At 45.9% G+C, this 18,328-nt stretch carries 11 protein-coding genes; 2 read left to right on the plus strand and 9 right to left on the minus strand.

All coding sequences use genetic code 11. The features are described 5' to 3' along the window. The first annotated feature begins 103 nt into the window (after positions 1 to 103). Positions 104 to 1,105, plus strand: a complete 1,002-nt coding sequence (locus tag ACX5J7_RS09475; protein ID WP_498706963.1) for an ATP-grasp domain-containing protein — start codon at positions 104 to 106, stop codon at positions 1,103 to 1,105. Between the two features lie 55 nt (positions 1,106 to 1,160). On the opposite strand, the gene ACX5J7_RS09480 is transcribed toward ACX5J7_RS09475, so the two are convergent. After that, complete coding sequence (locus ACX5J7_RS09480; protein WP_498706964.1) at positions 1,161 to 4,595, minus strand: hypothetical protein; 3,435 nt, start codon at positions 4,593 to 4,595, stop codon at positions 1,161 to 1,163. Between the two features lie 282 nt (positions 4,596 to 4,877). Between ACX5J7_RS09480 and ACX5J7_RS09485 the strand changes: the two genes are divergently transcribed. Beyond that, a complete protein-coding gene (locus ACX5J7_RS09485) occupies positions 4,878 to 5,870 on the plus strand; it encodes a LacI family DNA-binding transcriptional regulator (RefSeq protein WP_498706966.1) in 993 nt (330 codons plus the stop codon). Here the strand turns inward: ACX5J7_RS09485 and ACX5J7_RS09490 are convergent. From ACX5J7_RS09490 to ACX5J7_RS09525, 8 genes are all read right to left on the minus strand, one after another. After that, positions 5,851 to 7,083: an oligosaccharide MFS transporter gene (locus tag ACX5J7_RS09490; protein ID WP_498706968.1), complete on the minus strand. Its 1,233-nt coding sequence runs from the start codon at positions 7,081 to 7,083 to the stop codon at positions 5,851 to 5,853. The genes ACX5J7_RS09485 and ACX5J7_RS09490 overlap by 20 nt on opposite strands. A gap of 26 nt (positions 7,084 to 7,109) precedes the next feature. Further along, complete coding sequence (locus tag ACX5J7_RS09495; protein ID WP_498706969.1) at positions 7,110 to 9,185, minus strand: glycoside hydrolase family 32 protein; 2,076 nt, start codon at positions 9,183 to 9,185, stop codon at positions 7,110 to 7,112. A 14-nt stretch (positions 9,186 to 9,199) separates the two neighbouring features. After that, positions 9,200 to 10,510, minus strand: a complete 1,311-nt coding sequence (locus tag ACX5J7_RS09500) for a sugar porter family MFS transporter (protein ID WP_498706970.1) — start codon at positions 10,508 to 10,510, stop codon at positions 9,200 to 9,202. Positions 10,511 to 10,551: 41 nt separating this feature from the next. Further along, entirely contained in the window at positions 10,552 to 12,267 is a 1,716-nt protein-coding gene (locus ACX5J7_RS09505) for a RagB/SusD family nutrient uptake outer membrane protein (RefSeq protein ID WP_498706972.1), read from the minus strand. A gap of 26 nt (positions 12,268 to 12,293) precedes the next feature. Continuing rightward, complete coding sequence (locus ACX5J7_RS09510; RefSeq protein ID WP_498706999.1) at positions 12,294 to 15,182, minus strand: SusC/RagA family TonB-linked outer membrane protein; 2,889 nt, start codon at positions 15,180 to 15,182, stop codon at positions 12,294 to 12,296. Between the two features lie 371 nt (positions 15,183 to 15,553). Further along, positions 15,554 to 16,882 carry an ATP-dependent protease ATPase subunit HslU gene (gene hslU / locus ACX5J7_RS09515; RefSeq protein WP_071952862.1) on the minus strand — a complete coding sequence of 443 codons (1,329 nt, stop codon included), beginning with the start codon at positions 16,880 to 16,882 and terminating at the stop codon, positions 15,554 to 15,556. A gap of 82 nt (positions 16,883 to 16,964) precedes the next feature. Next, positions 16,965 to 17,489, minus strand: a complete 525-nt coding sequence (gene hslV / locus ACX5J7_RS09520) for an ATP-dependent protease subunit HslV (protein WP_012519875.1) — start codon at positions 17,487 to 17,489, stop codon at positions 16,965 to 16,967. Positions 17,490 to 17,816: 327 nt separating this feature from the next. After that, positions 17,817 to 18,314, minus strand: a complete 498-nt coding sequence (locus tag ACX5J7_RS09525; RefSeq protein ID WP_498706974.1) for an SPOR domain-containing protein — start codon at positions 18,312 to 18,314, stop codon at positions 17,817 to 17,819. Between the last annotated feature and the right edge of the window lie 14 nt (positions 18,315 to 18,328).

Consider the following 18,328-nt stretch of genomic DNA (forward strand, 5'->3'; position numbering starts at 1 on the left):
TCCGTAAACACGGGCAGCGTGTGCGAGCGATTTGACGTGCTACGCATGCGTTGCTTTGTTCCGTTCTAACCTTTCACTCTTTTAACGCTGGCAAGGAGGCCGAATGCACGTTGCATTATTAGGCAGTGAACAAGACCCACAAATTAAGCATATAGCCATGGCACTTAGCCAATCTGCTACTCCCTTCTATTACGCTAATACGGCGCAATTTGGCACTGAATGGACAATAAGCTATGACCCTGATTTTGACGATGGGTTGATTCACTTCAATTCCCCCTCGTTATGCGATCAACCAAGGGTCACTTTTTCAAATACTCAGGCGGCGTATTGGCATGAGTACCTACCTGGCACACTTAAACGTACGCACGCCACGCCCGACACAAAAGGTACTGCTGCACAAAGCACAGATACAGAAAGGGCTGATACAAGCAGCAAGAGCACTACCTTTGAAAGGGAGTTTGGTTGGATTGAGCAAGAAAGAGCCAGCACCTTATTATGCTGGTTTAGCTATACGGATATAAAGTGGGTCAATGCTATTGATGCCGTTCGAAGTCATCAATGCAAGCCCTATCAATCCCGTATTGCGGGCAAGCTAGGGGCTCATATTCCTTACACGTTTGTTGGCAATGCGCCTGAGGTCGCCTCTCAATTTTGCAACAATATGCGGGAGGTTATCTATAAACCTGTGCGCGGAGGACGAACAGCCCAATTCGTAAACAAACAGCCCAATATGCGCCCTCTGCTTAATACTTTGTTAAGTGAGCGCCCCGTTACTTTCCAAAAGTACATTGGCGGGGTAAACGTACGAAGCTACGTGCTGGGGCAAGACGTGTTGAGTGTTCAAATTGATTCTGACGAACTCGATTATAGAAACGATGATAAGGCAAGTGTGTCTATAACCATTGTACCTAATGAAGTACAGCAGCTTGCCATAGCCATATGCCAGGCGCTGGGCATGCACTGGTGTGCTATCGACTGGCGAAAAAGTGCAAAGGGTAAATACTTCTTTTTAGAGGCCAACCCTAGCCCGTACTTTTTAAAAGTAGAGCAGGATACGGGGTTGGATATTACAGGTCGTTTAGTGGCTCTTTTATCGAGTGTTTAAGGTTTGTCGAGACTAAAAAAACCAGACCACGTTAACGTGGTCTGGTTTTATCTAACTAATTTTTTATAAACCTTTGTAATTCATTGACTGATATCGCTTGTTCTCGTGTGTAAACGCCCACTGAACGGTGCTCGAGATCGTATAAACGGAAGCTTAGCGCTCTAAAGTCATTGATATATGCGCTACCCAGGCCTGTTTTCGGGTCTAACCACACATCAAGCTTTACACCCTCAGCAAGGTCCATCGGCACTGATACGTGAGCATCCAGGTTGCCAGCACTCACTTCTTCATCATCACTCACCGCAGGTAAGTCAGCAGCTCTGAACTCATCAGCGATTAAGTATGGCAGTGCAGTATCTGAAGCGTCATCTGAATGCAGGTCTATTAACCGTATCACGGCGGTCTGCCCTATAAACTCGCTGACATCCCAAGTAGCCCACTCTAACAAGAACTTATCATCTGCGGTCTTTTCTGCATCTCTGCCTGACTGGCTGCGAACAACTTCACCGTTTACGATAAGAACAACGGCTGTCGCATTCGCATTATCAAATGGATTAGAGCCGCCGCCAATTAGAAAGTTGATGTAAGGCTTAGTAATTTCAAATGTTGGGGTGTCCACACTACCCGTTGCACCATAGCCAATCCAGCCAAGCGCATTTCCGTTTTCGTCAAAGCCGTCACCAAAACTTGAAAACACCCTTTCACCCACGTTATTAGCGATGTCGCCGCCCCACCAACCACCGTCGAGCGCTACGAAATCACCCGTGATGTTTGTGAACTCATGACCCGCTAATGTGTTGTATTGACCACAGCAGAACTCAAAACCAGCGATATTTTGCTCTGGCTCTTCTGTCCTCGCAAAAAGCGGCTCGCCTTCTAATGCAGGTGTTGGCGTTACACTCGCTCCTCCTGTCGGAGGCACCTCACCAAAGTAAAACGACGCCTGATTGCTGTTGGTGTCAAACTCGATTCTAGCAACCTGCTCAGCTTCTTCATCAGTTGGAAAGTAGAGGCCGAACCTACCATTTGCATTTTCGCTGCTTACACTCATCGATAGACGGTTCTTGTCGCCTAGTGCCTCTAGTGTAAATGCAGAAGATGACATTAATGAAATAGATGAATCTTCAGAAATGGCTCCCTCATGCTCCTGGACATCAGTACTAATTGCCTCGGAGAACTCGGTTTTGTAAGCATCCGGCATTTTCACGGCCAACTCGCCTGATGCGGTTTGCACTAGTTGATGGATGGCCAAATCTCCGCCAAATGTGCCTACCCCCGCATTTGTTCGAGTGACCTTGTGCGGTATCCACCCGAACATAAGCGTGGTATCTTCGGAGGAAGCAGTTCGACCTGCGTAAAAAAACTCACCATCAAGCGATGTGTAATCCCCAAGCTGCCACCCAGAACTTGTCTGCACAAGGTGTTTAACGTCTCTTTCACCGTCATTTTGGTCTGAAAACAGGATAAACTTGTTGTCTGCAAAATCGACCCAGTCTGGTACCTCTAAATTAAGCGGTGTGTCTAAGGTGAATAAAGGTTCCTGTGGGGTCCATGTAGCAAGGTTGTCAGAGGTATACAGACCAATTGCAGCTTGCTCGTTATAGCGGGTAGTAATAAGCATCCAGTAATTGCCCGTATCCTCGTTCCAGAATACTTCCGGATCTCTGAAATCAAAATCACTATACCCGTTACTTCCGGTGAACGTATCTTCGGGTACTTTAGCAAAGTCTGTCAGAGTATTATCGGTGGCTACGGCATGCATTACCGCCTCTACAGGGTTAAATTCTGCATTATGGCCGTTAAAGAAGATATGAGTTTGGCCGTCTACGTCCTCAATAACGCTTCCTGAACCTGTCCACTGATCTTGCGTGTTAGCGTCGCCGGTAGCTTGAAGTACGCGTTGTGGAAAGCTTCCGCTTTGAAGATCATTCGTTTTCGTGAGATACCAATCGTGAAATGCCGTGTCGATTAAGTAGTAAATATAGAAAGTACCATCTCTGAAATACGGATTTGGATCGGCCATGACCAAAGGCAGAGAGACATCATGACCGTCAGGCATGCTAACAAAATCACTTTGGCTGGGCTCAATAGCCGCAAAATCAGCCAGTCTGACTTCATCTAGCATGATAAAAGGTAGGCTTCCGTCATCATCACCGGGGTGCTGGTCGACGATTTCCAGTACTGCGGTTTCACCTTGCAGTGCGCTAACATCCCAAGTATGCCAATCAACCTGGGATTCTTGCCCGTTACCCACTGCCTGACGAACTACCTTACCGTTTACACGCAGCACCACTGCTGTGGCATTTTCATGAGTAAAGTCGTTGGTGCCACCGCCAATCAGAAAGTTTAAAAATTTATGGGTAATATCAAACGGTGGTGAACTCAACGTGCCGGTAGCCTCATCACCAATCCATCCTAGCCCGGTTCCGTCAGCTGAGAAACCATCTCCACGACTGGTAAAAATTCGCTCGCCTTGGTGGTTAACAATATCTGCTGCCCACCAGCCACCATCCAACTTGGCCATGTCTCCTGTCGCTCTGAAGTCATGATTGGCGTATGTATTAAACTGCCCACAACAAAATTCAAACCCAGCAATATTTTGATCAGGATCTGAAACGCGACTAAATGCAGGAACACCTTCAACTTCCGGCTCTACAGAAATATTCGCCGACGCCAACATTTTGCTTTCTATTTCTGGTACGGCAGCGGCCTCATCTGACACTCTTAATTCGTCTGCCAATAAATAAGGTAAAGCGTCGTCAGAATTATCATCGGGGTGGTGGTCAATAAAACGGATTTTCGCATTTGTGCCAATGTAATCGCCAACGTCCCAACTTACCCAGCGCATGCTCATTTCAGTATCGTCGCCACTTGCCTGACGCACAATTTCATCATCAATAACCAATGCGAGCGCAGTAGTGTTGGCCTCAGATACGCCATTACTGCCCCCACCGACAAGAAAGTTTATAAATTGGTGGGTTATTTCGAAAGATGGGCTCTCCATTGTGCCTATTGCACTAAAGCCAATCCAGCCAAGCGCTTCGTCGTCACTAGTGAAGCCATCGCTAAAGCTTGAGAAAACACGCTCACCGACAACGCCAGCTACATCAGCCCCCCAAAAGCCGCCGTCTAGTTTATCAAAGTCACCGGTTATCGCCCCATAACCATTTTCAGCGTAGGTATTATACTGTCCACAGCAGAACTCAAAGCCTGATAGAATTTGTTCGCTATTTTCTGGGTTTCTAAAAAGTGGCTGGCCTGCACTCTCTGGGCTGTCGGTGAGTACAAGATCTTCATTTGGCTCTTGCTCTTCGGGAGTATCCCCTTCACCAATCACATCCGAGGGGCTCTGCCCTTCCTGTAAGACAATTAGCTCAGCATCAACCGTATTTTCTGTGCCGTCATCAGAGCATGCTGCAAGCGAAGCTCCCACTAACAATATTAGTCCTGATGATTTCCATCCCCTAAGATAGGGTTTTGATGTTTTCATGGTTTCCTCCATAGCGTCTAACTGCGCTATGTCCTGTTAACTTTGATGAGTTATGTCAAAACCGTACACGTTTTTTGACGTTCAACTCTGCGGGTATCGAGCCCAAATAAACAACGTTGTCTTTTTATGCTAATAGTATATGAACATTAATTCAACAACTTTTTTACATTCGCGTTATCAGTTGAAAAACTGTCGTCTGGTGAACACCTTATGGAAAAATACGCCAAAAGTGTGTAGCGTTAGAGCATTAATATTAAGCACTGAATTCAGGAATCATCTGGCATGGTGACGATAAAGGACGTAGCTGCGCACGCAGGCGTCGCATTTAAAACAGTTTCCAGGGTTGTAAATAATGACCCTACCGTTAAGCCTAAAAATAGGGAAAAGGTGCTTAAAGCAATTGATGAACTTGGATATCGCCCGAACCGTGCAGCGCAATTGACACGTAGAAAAAAGTCTGGCGTCATTGGTTTTATTGCTGATGAGCTACTACGGGTGCCTTACACCTTCGACCTTATTAGGGGTGCTCAAGACTTGGCATGGAATAACAATAAGGAGTTGATGGTTTTAAATGTAAACGTCAATAAGTACAGTGTTGAAGGGGCGTTAAATCATCTTTTTGAGCACCGTGCAGAAGGCATTATTTACGCGGCCATGTATCACCGCGAGGTGACCCTCCCCTCTCAGTTTTCCGAGATTCCAACCGTTCTAGCTAATTGCTTCGATAGTCGTGGTCAATACCCTTCAATTGTTCCCGATGAAAAAGAAGCTGGAAGAGAAATTACCGCTAACATGCTGCGCAAAGGCTACAAGCGCATTGCTTTTTTGAACCTTAATGAAAATATTATCGCTGCGAAACTTCGAAAAGAAGGGGTAGAGCAAGCGTTTGATGACGCTAAAATAAGCTCAGACAACCTAGTCATAGAGTCTGTGATTATCGGTGAAGAGAATGAAGAGCGTTCAGTTACCCGAGAGCGCGCCGCGGAATTGATAAAAACTTTCAAACCTGATGCCATTTTATGCGGTCAAGATCCTATGGCAGTGGAAGTCTATTTTATCGCTCAAGCTTTGGGACTTCGGGTAGGAAAGGATATCGGCATTGGGAGCTTCGATGACTGGGACATTATACCGTCTCTTGTACAACCGGGCTTGACGACTATGGCTCTCCCTCACTACGAAATGGGCCAATGGGCATTTAATTACTTGCTTGAGGAGCGAACAGATAAAGCAAAAGAAGCGGCTCGGTTTACCCTTGTTAACCGCCAGTCATTTTAGCTGGCTTTTGATTCGTTGTAGGGCCTGTACTCTCTAACAACCAGAACGATAGAATAAGATTCACGGTCACTACACTGCCCAATAATAAATAGGAATCTGTAAATCCAAGCTCATCATAGAGCTCGCCAACAATGGATGACAGCAGTGTTGTCACTACCTGGGTAAAAAGGTGAAACCCAATTACGTAAATTGTTGTTGATAATCTTGCGTCAAAGTGGGCCACTATGTACTTGAAAATGGCAACCAGTAGGATAGGAAGTTCTAACGCATGTAACAGCTTCACGAAAGAAATGGACACGGGGTCTACAACCAGACCTGACGCTAACATGCGAATAGCCATGATGGCCCCACTTAAAAGTAGCCCGTATTTTGGTCCAATTCGATTAACAATATAAGGCGCAACAAACATCATCCCTGCTTCGACAAATACTTGCAGCGAGTTTAGATAGCCATAAAACCGGTTTCCTTCTTCTTGCGATGAAAACAATGATGCAAAATATATAGGAAATTGTTGATCGTAAATCTGATAGAGGCAGGACACCCCCATAACATAAACGCTGAGTCGCCAGAATCGGCTAAGTTTGAAGAGCGCCCATACGTCACTCAGCCCCACTTTGTTTGTTTTCGATGACGCCTGACTCGTCGATTTAGGCAACCAAAACAAACAAAGAATAAACACTATTCCGGTGCCTGTTGCAAAAGCAAAATTTAGCCTTGGATCGATATTAAAAAGCCCACCCGCTATAAAAGTAGCTACGGCCCACCCAAGTGATCCCCATAACCTAGCTTTACCAAATTCTATACTGTGTTGCCGGCCTACCCGTTCAATGAAAGCTTCTAGCGTTCCAACTGCTGCACCGAATGTTAACGCGCTGTACACGGCTCCAACAATAGCGCCAATGAGGAAAGCAGACTCCAGCAGTGGTTGGTAAACATAAATAAAAAATGGCCCAACACTGGCCATGAAAATGCCCAACGCAAACAACAGTTGTTTACCTGTACCTAAGCGGTCCTGCAGGACACCATATGCAGGCATAATGAGTAAGGCAGCCATAGCATTGATGGCAAATACTACACCCGTTTCCTTTCCAGATAGCCCAAGGGTTTGGTTTAACCATAAAGGAAATAGGGAGTAGCAAAACGACCAAGTCAGGAAAAACGTGAAAAACGTTGATGCCGATGACCAGTATGCTGAATGTGGCTGCCATTTCATAAAGTGTTCAGGCTCTTATTATTTTATTACCTAGAAGACCACACCGAGCTTAAGCGCTCAATGGATATCTGATGTAGTGATTGACTATTAGGTCCTACCTGCATCGTGTTATACACCGTCTCGGGAAATATCAGCGATGTCATTACAGTAGTTCCATCATCAATAAACAACTCCAATGACGAACGGTCAATCACAATGGTTACGTTAAATGCATCACCAGTTGTAGTGAGCGCCCCTTTTTGTATATCACTAAACTGCTTGTTGAACGCCGTCTCTCCAGAGTTACTGCGGTCCAACAAAACCGTAGATTGTTGCTGGTCGATTTCAATATCAACGTATTCACCATTTTCGTTTTCTAAGCGAATTGAAACCGGTGAAGTCGCTTTCCCTTGGACCTCAAAAGCGTAGCGAAGCGCTGATTCTCTGTTGGCTTTATCTACCGCTGAAAGGCTAATTGTTTCTCCTGAAGCCAGCGTTGATGCGTCGATTGAAGCTTCCACTAGACTATCTACCTCTTCAACTAACTGACTTCGAACCCGTAACCCTTCATCGGTCTCAACTAGCTGTAATGAACGGGGCAACGTCATTGCACTGCGCCACTTTTCAGTGGGTACATCATTGGCGTACAACCAATTGCTCATCCACCCCATGAAGATGTGTCGGTTCTCTTCACTTTCCGGCGAATTAAAGAAAGTCACACCTGCATAATTGTCAGTACCGTGATCCAGCCAAATGGCCGGCTCAATTCGATTTAATGCCGGTGCCTTTGCGAAAACAATATCATCGATATAAGTATGCCCCCAGCCTTCTGTCTCTTTATCGATAATTCTCAAAAAAGCCGACTTGCCCTGCCACTGACTGACATCCCAGCTTGCATAGTGAAGCGTTTCGCGGTTCAAACCTGTTTCTGATTTTACGACATTTCCCTCTACAACAAGTTGAATGCCCACCTTATCTGGATGATTGCCCCCACCTATTTTAAAGTTAATGAACCGCTCTACGATAGTAAACGCTTCCGAAGTCAGTGTACCTGTGGCACGATCTTCCTCTGCGAAACTGTTTACAAGAGACGTGCCTGAGAACCCCGTTGGGGAGGGTTGAGAGGGATGACCACCAGCCGTTGGCGCAGTAGCAAAAGCATCACCTTTTGAACTCCACTTACCGGCACCGCTTTCAAAGTCGTCAAAAACTGTGCCTGTAGGAAACTGTGCAGGAATTGGAGCAAGTTCGTTCTGCCACTCACTATCTAGCACAAAGTTGCTACCATCGAAGTCGCCAACAAAGTATTGAGTTGCCGAACCGCCATTAGGTCCACCCGGTGAGATACTGACTAATAATACATATCGAGACTGATTAGTCCCTTCAACTGGCATCAAAAGTAGCTCCGGACATTCCCAAACGCCGCCGTGACTCCCTACCTCTTCACCAAATGTGCTTTCTAAAGACCAGTCAATTAGATTGTCCGAGCTGTAGAAGCCTATATGATCTTTTTGTGCCAAGACCATCACCCACTTTTTAGAGGGTTCATGCCACATCACTTTTGGATCGCGAAAATCTTTTATTCCCGGGTTTTCAATAACCGGGTTTCCTGAATACTTTTTCCACGTCTTTCCCTTATCCAGACTGTAAGCAAGCGCCTGGGTTTGAAAGTTGATAACGCCCTGCTTTTCCATCTCGGCATTGTGGTATGTATACAAGGCGACGATGGGTGGATTTTCTTTTGTTCCAAAACCACTGGAGTTATTCCAGTCGACGACTGCGCTACCCGAAAAAATGGTACCTAGTTCATCTGGGTATAGTGCAATCGGCTGCTCTTCCCAATGAACCAAGTCTTTACTTACCGCATGTCCCCAGTGCATTGGCCCCCATACGGAAGCATCTGGGTTATGCTGGAAGAAGAGATGGTACTCTCCGTCGAGATAAAACATGCCGTTCGGGTCATTCATCCATTTTTCAGCAGGAGAAAAATGAACCTGCGGACGAAAGGCTTCGTTGCGCTTAGCCTCGACTTGGTAAGCCGGACTCTCGGTAAGTGGACTGGTATGATTCATGGAGCATCCAACAAGAGCTGAAGAAATAATAAGACCTAACATTGTTTTCATATTTAAAAATGCCTTTATTTTGCAAGTGCTGCAGAAACGTCTTCGAGCGTTTTACCTTTCGTTTCAGGCATCATGAAGCGAACGAAAAGAAGCTGTAAGAACATAGCGAACGTAAAGAATCCAAAGACTTGGGTGGCGGTGAAAGTCGCCAATACCTGAGGCATTATGAGGGTAATTAGGGCGGCAAAGACCCAGTGCGTGCCACTTCCCAATGACTGCCCTTTAGAACGCACGGTATTGGGGAAAATTTCTGCAATAAAGACCCAGATAACGGCCCCTTGTCCGACTGCATGTGACGCGATAAAGACAAACACAGCACTAACAACAATGGTGCCACCTACCTGACTACTGAAAGCCCAAGCAACGGTTGCCAGCGACAAGATGTAACCTATCGAACCGATATACATCAGTGATTTACGACCGAGGCGATCTATCAAGCTTAGTCCTAGCATGGTGAATACTAGGTTTACTAGCCCGACACCCGCGGTCGATAACAATGCTGCACTTCCGTCTAACCCTGCCATATCAAATACGCGTGGCGCGTAATAGATAATAAAATTAATGCCGGACAACTGATTGAACGCGGCGAGCAAAAAAGCCAACATGACCGGAAGTCGATATTCAGACTTAAATAAAGATTCTTTCTCCCGTACGTTTTTTTCTTTTTTTACTGCGCTTATGATTTGTTCGGTGTCCTCACTTTGTAACTCCATAAATATTCGTCGTGCGCTTGCTTCATTATTGCGATGCAGTAGCAGCCAGCGAGGGCTTTCCGGCGCTTTGAGAATCATCAAAAAGTAGATAAGTGCGGGAACGGCTTCGATACCGAGCATTACACGCCAGTCTTCGACGATAATGCCAGACAGAAGGTAGTTTGAGAGAAACGCAACCAAGATACCGAAAACGATTTGAAACTGGTAAGTGGCGACCAACCTGCCTCTTACTCGCGCAGGCGCAATTTCTGAAATATATGCTGGCACCGCGATTGAAGATATTCCAACGCCTAAGCCACCAATAAATCTTAGGATTGCAAAAGTATATGGGTCTTGGGCCAGTGCAGAGCCTATTGCTGAAAGTAAATAAAGCACGCCGATGAGAACCAATGTCTTCTTGCGTCCAAAACGGTCACAAGGCCAACTCCCCATCAACGCACCTATTACAGTGCCCCAAAGCGCTGAAGACATAACAAACAAACCGTGGAAAAGCGGAGTGGTTTCCCACAATACTTGTATCGACTGGTCTGCACCGGAAATCACAGCTGTATCAAAACCAAACAGAAATCCGGCTATTGCGACAGTAAGTGACCAGTAAACTATCTTATTCATGATGTGTATCGTACCTCTAAATTTGTTGAGAAACGCCGGGCTTAATAGCCCGGGTTCTGTATATAAATTCCGCCACTTAAGTTAATCTGCTGATTAGGAATTGGGAGGTATTCATGCTTATTTTTGGTGAATGCTGCTTCTTGAAGATACGGCTTTCTTCCGCGCTCAGTGACAAGGTATTCATCGATAGTTTCTTTAGCTATGCCCCAGCGGACCAAGTCGAAAAATCGATGGCCTTCTAAGCCAAGTTCAACACGTCTTTCCCAACGGAGCGCGTTACGCGCTTCTGCTTTACTTGCAAAAGTGTCATAAGTGCCGATGCGGTATAAACTCGCGTTATTAAGTCGTTCAGTACTTGCCGCTGCACGTTCTCTGAGGCGGTTGATGATAAGTGTAGCCTCTTCCCATCGATCAAGTTCGATAAGTGCTTCTGCTTTCCACAGCAAAACATCTGCATAGCGAATTAATACAGTATTCAAAGAGAATATTGGAAAAGGGCCATTCTCGCCTCGACAGTCACATTCAGGGTGCTCTAAATCCTTCATCCCCGTGTAATTGCCGTAAATCCCTGGGGCGCGTGCCCAGCTGTCACCTCCGTGAATGAGATCTGGATCGTATTTAAATGGCTTGCCTTCCATCGCCACTGAATGGTCAAGGCGTGGGTCGACGTAGTCATTATTTACGTCGTAAACACTGTCGTTGAATGTGGTAAAGCGCGGAAGGCCTGAGTTATCGGTCTTAAATGCATTGACAAAATTTTCAGTTGGAACATGGAAGCCACAGCAGCCAAAACCACCTGACATGGGCGCGTTTAATGCGCTTGGCCATGTACCTCTGCCATCGGGACTCCCATCATTTAAGGAACGTTGAATAGCAAAAACTGATTCTCGACCGTTCTCAAACTCAACCAAGAAATTTTCCGCATAATCATCATATAGGCCGTATTCACCGCTAGCTTCAATTTCGTCAACCAGACTTACTACTTCTTCTAGTTTTTGCTGGTTGATATTGATGACATTATGCAGTTGGTCTTGCTCATATGCCTGATACAATAGCGTCTTAGCTAAATAAGCTTTTGCAGATAGCGACGATGCGCGACCAACATCCTGTTGAACCTCGGGAAGATTATTTGCAGCAAAGCGAAAATCCGCGGCTATATTATCCCACAGTTGTTGGTCGGTCAGATCTCGGTTTGTGGTGGCTAGGATCTCCTCCTGTGTCATCGTTTCATCAATCCAAGGGATATGCTTGTGATGAATTTTCAGGTCAAAGTAGAAAATTGCCCTTAAAAAGCGTAATTCAGCCGCTTTCTCGTCTGCACTCGGCAGTTCACTGGTAGATGCTTCGGCGATAACCTGAAGCGCCGAGTTAGCCCGTGATATACCAGTATAGTTACGCGTCCATTTCTTATTATTAAGGTCTATTAAGTCGGGGGGAAATGACTCCATGTCAGGCACTAGTGGCTCATACATTGAGAGTGCATGGTAGGCAAATATATCAGAAGGGCCATTGCCTCCCTTGTGGGCATCTCCCGCGCGCAAGTTACCCGTAGGCCACAGGAAGTTAGGCGCAGTATAGTGATCGTTACCGAGGTAGGAATAGGTAGCGATGACCAACGCATCAATGTTCTCTGTGGATGCGACCTGATCTTCCGTCAATACGGCTTGAGGCTCACTGTCTAATTCGTCACTTCCGCCGCAGGAAACAACCGACAGCGCAATGAGACTTGTTGTCAAAAATTTGCTTATACGATTCATAATTCTTAATCCATTATCCTGTTCGCTTAAAAAGAAACTTCCAGCCCTAGCGTAAATCGGCGGGGTACAGGAAAGACTTCGTTAGGGGTTTCCGGATCTTCGCTCAATGTGCCATCTGGCGTTATCGTCAGAAGGTTTTGAGCCTGTAGATAGACGCGAGCGTCTGTAAGACCAAAGCGCTCTATAAAGTCCAAGGTTGGCGTATATCCAACGCTAATATTACGAAGTTTGAGGTACGTTCCTTCTTCCCAAAAGAAGCTGGACTGTCGTCCTTCACCGTTATTATCAATCAGGGTAAGTGCTGGTACACTGCTATCTGTGTTCTGTGGTGTCCATGCATCAAGCGTTCGGGAACCATAGTTTGAGCCGATATTCAAAGATGTGAAATCAGTAAACAGTCGCCAGTTATTTCGAACTTGTCCACCTTTCACACCTTGCCAGAACATGTTAAAGTCCCAGTTGCGGTATTTGAAAGTGAAATTCATGCCATAGATAAAATCGGGATCAGTGTCAGCAAAAAAATCTTGGTCGTTCTCATCGATTACGCCATTGCCATCAAGATCTTGCCAGCGAATCCGACCGGGAGCTGCGCCTGATTGAGTGGCATGTGCGTCAACGTCCTCTTGATTTTGGAATATACCGTCAGCGAGATATCCATAGACTGAGTTTATTGACCGGCCTAAAATCGTTTTGTCCTGACCATTACCACCAAAGGAATTCACAACATCTTCGGGCAGAGCTGTAACGGTATTTTCAGCCGATGAGATATTAAAATTAATGTCAACAAGCAGCTCATCTTCCAGTAAACCAGTGTCAATCCACTTCTCGTAACCAAGAACCAGCTCAACGCCAGCGTTTTCAATTGTGCCACCGTTAACCCACTTCTGCGCACCTTCACCGAGCGTCGCAATCGGTTGAGTTAACGTGAGAATGTCGCGGGTTTCTTTTTCGAACCAATCAAAGCTGCCGTAAACGGTGTTTTCAAAGAGTTCAAAGTCAAAACCTAAATTGACTTGTGTAGAGGTCTCCCACTTTAGGTCAGCGTTACCCGTTTGTGCACGCACAAAGCCGGAGGGTAAGGTGCCGCCGTTGGCGCCGGTAATATCGTATGCCGTTCCCTCATCTTGCTCGTTTGTGAAAAGCGACTGTGTTGCATACCGTGGAATATAAGTAGTGACAGTGGCGTCCGTTGGAATCTCTTGATTGCCGGTTTCCCCCCAGCTCGCTCTCAGCTTTAATGCGTTAATGAAATCCACGTCAAAAAAACTTTCGTTGCTGACAACCCAGCCTAAAGATGCGGCAGGAAAGGTGCCGTATTCATTGGCATCGCCAAACCGTGAAGAGCCGTCTCTGCGGACCGTAAAAGACGTGAGGTAACGATTGTCATAGTTATAATCGACACGCGCAAATTGAGAGTCGAGTGACCAGGTTTCCCCTTCACCTTCAACCCTTACGTCCGACGTAGCTTGAGACAGGTAAGCGAATGAACGATCATCAGATGCGAAGCCTGAACCTATACCTCGAGATAATTCACGCTCGTAGTTAATTTGCTCTACGCCAGCAAGAAAGTTGAACTTGTGTAGCTCGTTCAGCGTGAGTTTGTAAGTGGCAGTCGCACCCGTAATAATGCTTTGATTCCAGTTATCTTCTACCGTTAACCGGTCTCCTCCGCTAAGTGAGCCCGCAGTAAATGCGCGGGTAAAGTTGCGAAAATAGAACTGACTATAGTCAACGCCAACATTACCCCTAAGGGTTAAGTTTTCAATAGGAGAGTATTCGACAAAAAAGTTTGCCATTACCTTGTTGTAGGTATGGTCGTTATCACGGTTCTGCTCAATAATACGCACGGGGTTGTCTCTATCAGTAATGCCTGGGACCGGCCCACCCCATCCACCTTCGTCGTTGTAAACAGGAACAATGGACTGCTGCTCAATGGATAACCCCAGGATCTGCCCAGCAAGGTCATTAATAAGGTTCGCTTTTTGATCGGTAATTAAAAACGTCTGACCAACTTTTACCTTGTCTTTTACAACCTCATGTTCTGAATTAACCCTAAATGCCAACCTTTCAAATTTAGAGCCGTCTACAATCCCTTCCGCTTCGAAATATCCAAGCGAGGTATAGAATTGAGAAACATCGTTTCCTCCTGCAACAGAGAAATTCAAATCGGATACTTTTGACGTTCGCGTAACCTCATCAAACCAATTGGTATCAGCGGGACGCTGCAGGCCTTCCGGGTCGGTATAGGTGGGCAAAATAACTGAGTACAATTCAGGATTACTAAAATCCTGATTCCAGTCGAAGGTATATAGCGGGCTTGCGGAATTTGGATTTGAGCCATCGTTGACTGCCGCCTGCCACACCACCGCTCCACGTTCGAGCGTATTGAGCGGCTGCAGGTCATAGTCATATTCTTCGATACTTTGGTTATAACGGAAGTTAAAATCTAAACCATCATGACCTTTCTTCGTGGTAACTACGATCACACCATTTCCAGACCGAGCGCCGTAAATACTGGCAGCGGCCGCATCGCGCAACACTTGAACGTCGGCAATGTCATTGCTGTTAATTTCGTGTAAACCTGATTTAGTTGGTATTCCGTCAATGATATAAAGCGGGTCGTTATTTCCTAAGGGTCCAAGTCCCTGCCCTCGAATTCTAACCGTGGCTGTCGAACTTGGATTACCGGTAGTCGTAATTTGTAGTCCCGGTACCCTCCCCTGAAGGTTTTGCATTAAGTTACCAGCAGGTAAATCAATGATATCTTCAAGGTCGACCGTAGCGATTGCGCCAGTCAGGTCTGTTTTTTCAACTGCGCTGTATCCGTAGGAAATCTCTATTACTTCTACTTCTTTCGGCATTTCTTCTTGTTCGGCACCAGGGTCATTTTCCTGTGCCTGTAGCGACGTAGCCATCAGCGCTAAGACCAGTGGAGCGGGCTTTATTGCCTCTCGTAACTGGCGAGCTAATGGATGCAATTTGTGGTCTTTCATATCGCGTCCCAATAGTTGAAGTGATGAAATCTTATAAATAAACAACGTTGTCTTTTTAGTTTATACTCGTTCATCAACGATTGTTCAACACAAAATTAACAATTATTCAGCGTATTGTTGTTCAGCGAGTTACTTCGAAGGTGAAAGCTAAGCGTGTTTTCGTGGTAAAAGAATGACACTAAAAAATATGACGAGCGCTTACGAGCGATATGTTTCGGGGTCTGCTAGCAGCGGTGTAAAAAGAAAAGCCCAGCGTGAAAGCTGGGCTTAATATGTTAAAAACTTGCAGTAAATTACAGAATAAAGCGCGATAAGTCTTCGTTATCTACCAAGGTTTCTAAGTGGTTATTCACGTAGTCGGCATCAATTACAAACGACTCACCGCTTTTTTCTGAAGCGTCAAAAGAGATATCTTCCATAAGACGCTCTAATACGGTGTGCAGGCGTCGAGCACCAATGTTTTCAGTGCGCTCGTTGACTTGCCATGCCGCTTCGGCAATGCGCTGAATACCCGAATCATCAAAGCGAATATCAACGCCTTCGGTTTTCATTAGCGCAATATATTGCTGCGTTAGCGACGCATTAGGTTCGGTAAGAATACGTTTGAAATCGCCCACTTTAAGCGCTGATAACTCAACGCGAATAGGCAAGCGCCCTTGAAGCTCTGGAATAAGATCCGACGGCTTACTCATTTGAAACGCGCCAGAAGCGATAAACAGGATATGGTCTGTTTTTACCATGCCGTGTTTCGTTGATACCGTTGAACCTTCTACAAGTGGAAGCAGATCGCGCTGAACGCCTTCGCGTGACACATCACCTGAGTTATTGCCTTCGCGCTTACAAATTTTGTCAATTTCATCGACGAATACAATGCCGTGCTGTTCTACCGACTCAATCGCTTTTTCTTTCAAATCTTCTTGATTAACAAGGCGCGCCGCTTCTTCTTCAATAAGCAGTTTAAGGGCTTCTTTAATTTTCAGCTTTTTCTTTTTCTTCTGCGAACCCGACAAGTTCTGGAACATGCCTTGAAGCTGATTGGTCATTTCTTCCATGCCAGGAGGCGCCATAATTTCTACGCCAACTTGTGGAAGCGCCACATCAATTTCAATTTCTTTGTCATCGAGGTCACCCTGACGCAGCTTCTTGCGAAATGCTTGGCGTGTGCCGCGATCTTCAACGTCTTCTTTGTTACCCCACGCATCTTCTGGTGGTGGCAGCAATACGTCTAAAATGCGCTCTTCCGCCGCTTCTTCCGCGCGGAATTTCACTTTTTTCATTTCGTTTTCTTTCGTCATCTTAACCGCGATATCGGCAAGATCACGAATGATCGTCTCAACTTCTTTACCTACATAGCCCACTTCGGTGAACTTTGTTGCTTCTACTTTGATAAATGGCGCATTGGCAAGTTTTGCCAAACGACGGGCAATTTCTGTTTTACCCACACCCGTTGGACCAATCATTAAAATATTTTTTGGCGTAACTTCTTGGCGCAGCTCAGGCTCAAGCTGCATGCGACGCCAGCGGTTTCTAAGTGCAATCGATACAGCACGCTTGGCATCTTGTTGACCGATAATATGGCTGTCTAACTCGTGAACAATTTCTCTTGGTGTCATTTCAGACATGAATAAACCCTTTTCTAACAATGCTTGTTGTACTTATCCTCAAACGGGCGACAACAAGCCGATAACAGCATTCAGCTATTACTTAGTAATCTAGTACATCAACCGTTTGGCTATGGTTAGTGAATACGCAAATATCACCGGCAATGGTCAGTGCTTTTTCAGCAATGTCTTTTGCACTTAATTCCGTATTATCTAAAAGTGCCGTTGCCGCTGCTTGCGCGTAATTGCCACCTGAACCTATGGCGATAAGATCTTGCTCTGGCTGCACCACATCGCCGTTACCGGTAATAATGAAAGAAGCGGTTTCATCGGCTACTGCCAATAAGGCTTCTAACTTGCGCAGCGCCCTATCAGTGCGCCAGTCTTTGGCAAGCTCTACGGCGGCTTTGGTTAAATGGCCTTGGTGCGCTTCAAGCTTAGCTTCGAAGCGCTCAAATAGCGTAAATGCGTCGGCCGTGCCGCCAGCAAAGCCCGCTAAAATTTTATCGTGGTATAAACGGCGCACTTTGCGTGCATTACCTTTCATCACGGTATTGCCTAGTGATACCTGACCATCACCGGCCATCACTACCTGATTCCCACGTCGTACAGATACAATCGTTGTCACGTTAATTCCCCGTTTAGCTGGGCGCTGCCGCGTTTTTATCGTGCAAAGGCAGCAGCGTACAAATTCAATAACAAATAAGTGGGGGGAGGCTTTCTAATTTCAAGGGCAAGACAGAATAATGTGCGCCCAGCGTTGGCTCCGATAAGGGCTTAGCACATACATTGTTTATTGAATACGCTATTTGTTGCGTGCATACTTTCGCAAGTTATGTCTGTGGCTAATTATGTGTGAAGTGGTTGAGGCGCAGGCGTTAGCTATAGAAATTTAGCAAAACCTATACGCCTCAATGTCGAAACCACCACCGTGTTCGCAACCTAGTGCTAAGTACTACAAGTTCCAGTACCAAATTTGGCAGGTCGCAATATTCACTTTACGCAGGCTGTGCTTCGCTTTTTCCGCATCTCGTTTAGACTCGTAAGGGCCTAAAATAACGCGGAACCAATCGCCGTTACTGCCGGTGCTGTGTCTGATAAGCGCCTCTAAACCTTGAAAGGCAATTTTGGCTTTCATCTCTTCAGCTTGCGCACGGGTTCTAAACGACGCGCATTGCATCAAGTAGCGTTTGTCAGATTTTTCTTGTTCTCTAACTTCTACCTCAACCTCATAGCCAGGCAAGGTTTTAATGTATTCCCACTCTTCTTCAGGTAGTTCTGGCAAAGACTCTTGTGTAGGTGCAACCGGGCGAGATGCCTGTGTATCCACATCATCTTCTACGTTATCTTTAATTGACCATAAAAAAGCACCAAAGCCAATTACGAGTGCTAAAACGCCGATTAGGCGAACAATAGGAAGCTTACTATCAACCGGTGCATTTTTTTTGCGCATTGCCAGCGGGTTTT

Source organism: Alteromonas infernus (assembly GCF_902705815.1).